Raw genomic sequence first — 2,591 nt, forward strand, 5'->3', positions numbered from 1 at the left:
TTGTTCATCAGATCCTCACTGGTAACTGCAGAAACAGCACCCGTCAAATTCACTTTCTTCTGAGTGCCATAACCTACTACTACAACCTCATCCAACAATTCGGTATCTTCTTTAAGAACAATTCGCATTATTTTGCCCGAAACTGCAGGAATCTCCTGTGAAGCATACCCTACATACGTCACACGCAAAATGTCTCCTGGATTAACTGACAGAGTAAAATTACCATCTAAATCACTTACAGTTCCATTGTTTGTATGCTTTACCAGAATACTTACCCCAATCAAGGGTTCTCCGTTTCCGTCTGTAATGTGACCTTTCACACTGTTTGTTCCTTGTCCCCATGCAATGGAACTCACACAACAAGCAAAGAGTAACATAAATACTCTCAAGGCTTGCCACATTTGCCTAATAGAATTGTGTTTCATCTTTATTTAGATTTAAATTATACAATGCAAAGTTAATTATTCATACAACCCGAATATAGGATTAAAGTATCTTTCAATAATACAAAATCGACATTATTCAAACTTAAAACGATAAAAGATTAACAAAATCGATATTTCTTGCAATTTATCGACAAACATGTTTTAGCTACTACTATATCTTCCAAACTACTCTACAAATTCTCTGTTTTGACTTTACATATTCTCTGTTTCACAGTGCGAGATTTGTATTTCACACTGTGAAATATATATCCCACACTGTGGTTTTTATATTCCACAGTGTGAAACAGAGAATTGACTGTTTAATTTCAGTTTTTATACAAAAGCATTCCTCAAAATGATCAATAATTCCCTATCTTTTATACCGTCACTGCAATCACCTCTGAAAAACACACAAAAAATGCCTGACGCTCATTCTAAAAGCATCAGGCATTCTCCACGTAAATATAAATAGCCTAACTATAACTCAATCAAGGCTAACCTTCATCACAAATCCTCCACGCGGCAGACAGTCCACCTCATGTACAGATTTCTTCAAACCAGAAAGCATCTGTATATCAAACTGATTACGTTCTTTTCCATCGGCATACAGAGTGATTTCTTTGACAGGTCCCTGAATAAAGCTCAAATCTACAGCAAGCGATTTCTTCTCGTTTGTTCCGTTCAGGCCGGCAATATACCAGCAATCACCACTCTTCCGGGCAAGCACCACATAGCTGGAAGGATAACCGCTCAGCAATTTCGTATCGTCCCAAACGGTGGGAAGTGAAGAGATAAATGAGCGTACTTCAGCTGGTTGGGCATGGTATCCTTCGGGACGGTCGGCCAAATGCTGCAAAGCAGATTCAAATGCAACCAGCAGAGCCAGTTCATGCCCGTTCGAAGTGATATGCGGATGCTGAGAGTCTGTAAAAGTACAAGGAGTATAGTCCATCGGGCCCACTACATTACGCGTAAAAGGCAATGTACAGTTATGCCATGCCGCACTGTCGGTCAATGTCTCCTTATTATTATACCATTCAGCTCCATATACTCCTTCTACTGACATCATGTGAGGATAAGTGCGCTGCCAGCCTCGCGGAATAGGAGCTCCATGAAAGTTTACCATCAAATGATATTTAGCCGCATCCTCCAGAATGTCCACAAAATAATTCATCGTAGATATACTGTCCTGGCTGAAGAAATCTACTTTTATTCCTTTCACACCCATGGACTCAAGCCAGGCAAATTCTTTCTGACGTGTCTCCGGTTTGTTCAGACGATACAAAGGACCAAACGCACACCACGCGGTAGAGGAGTTATACCACAACAAAGGAGCAACTTTCTTCTGTTTTGCATAAGCCAAGGCATCTTCCACATTGCCACCGTTCCCCATTTCATCCCATTCCGCATCAATCAACATGTAAGGAAGATGAAAATCTGCCGCAAAATCAATATACTTCTTTATCAGCTGATAATCTCTTGAACCGTGATTATAAGCCCAGTAAATCCAGAAAACGACTCCTGGCTTAATCCAGGAAACATCGCTCAGCCGACAAGGCTCACTGACGTCTGTCACTAAAGTGGACTCTACCACATCGGCCAGAGAACCGATAATGGCCACGCGCCAAGGCGAACACCATCTACCGGAAGCTTTGGTCGGTTCTGCCATCTCTATTTTATAGGTCGACTCATTGGCAGCATTGTTCAGCCAGGAACCACAGTTACCTTTCGCAACATTCGCTTCTGAGATAAGGGTAAAAACAGAATCTGCCACTTCAAACAATGCCGGGAATCCCCATTGTCCTGCAGTATATCCTTGCACACGACCTTTATTTTTCAAATAGAAGTCTTCATAGGCCTGATTCAACTTCTGTGTCCATCGGGTAATTCCTTTCTGAAAAGCAAAAGCTGTAGTTTCATCAGTCACACACATTTCTTTAGTCAGGCGGGGAAATACATAACGAAAAGCTATACCGTCATCATATACCCGAAGTTCCAAATCCAGCGATACGTTCTGAGCGCTCTTGAAATGAAATATCTGCTGGTTTCCCTCGTTCGTGCAATGACGGCGTTTACCCGTTATCATGGTATAATCCTCACGTACAGGAGTCACGGCGGAAGAAGACACATAATTAAATTCGTCTCCAGATGTACGCTGAAGTTGAA

Annotated in this window: 2 protein-coding genes; both read right to left on the reverse strand. The window is 41.6% G+C overall.

The window, feature by feature from the left end; genetic code table 11:
• A partial coding sequence (locus WKT20_RS17865; protein ID WP_340417846.1) for a carboxypeptidase-like regulatory domain-containing protein occupies nucleotides 1–425 on the reverse strand: 425 nt, incomplete at its 3' end.
• A 484-nt stretch (nucleotides 426–909) separates the two neighbouring features.
• Nucleotides 910–2,591: glycoside hydrolase family 97 protein (locus WKT20_RS17870; protein WP_340417847.1), on the reverse strand; the 1,682-nt coding region annotated here is incomplete at its 5' end.

It is taken from the genome of Phocaeicola sp. ICN-14070, assembly GCF_037892625.1.
Classification (GTDB): Bacteria; Bacteroidota; Bacteroidia; order Bacteroidales; family Bacteroidaceae; genus Phocaeicola; species Phocaeicola plebeius.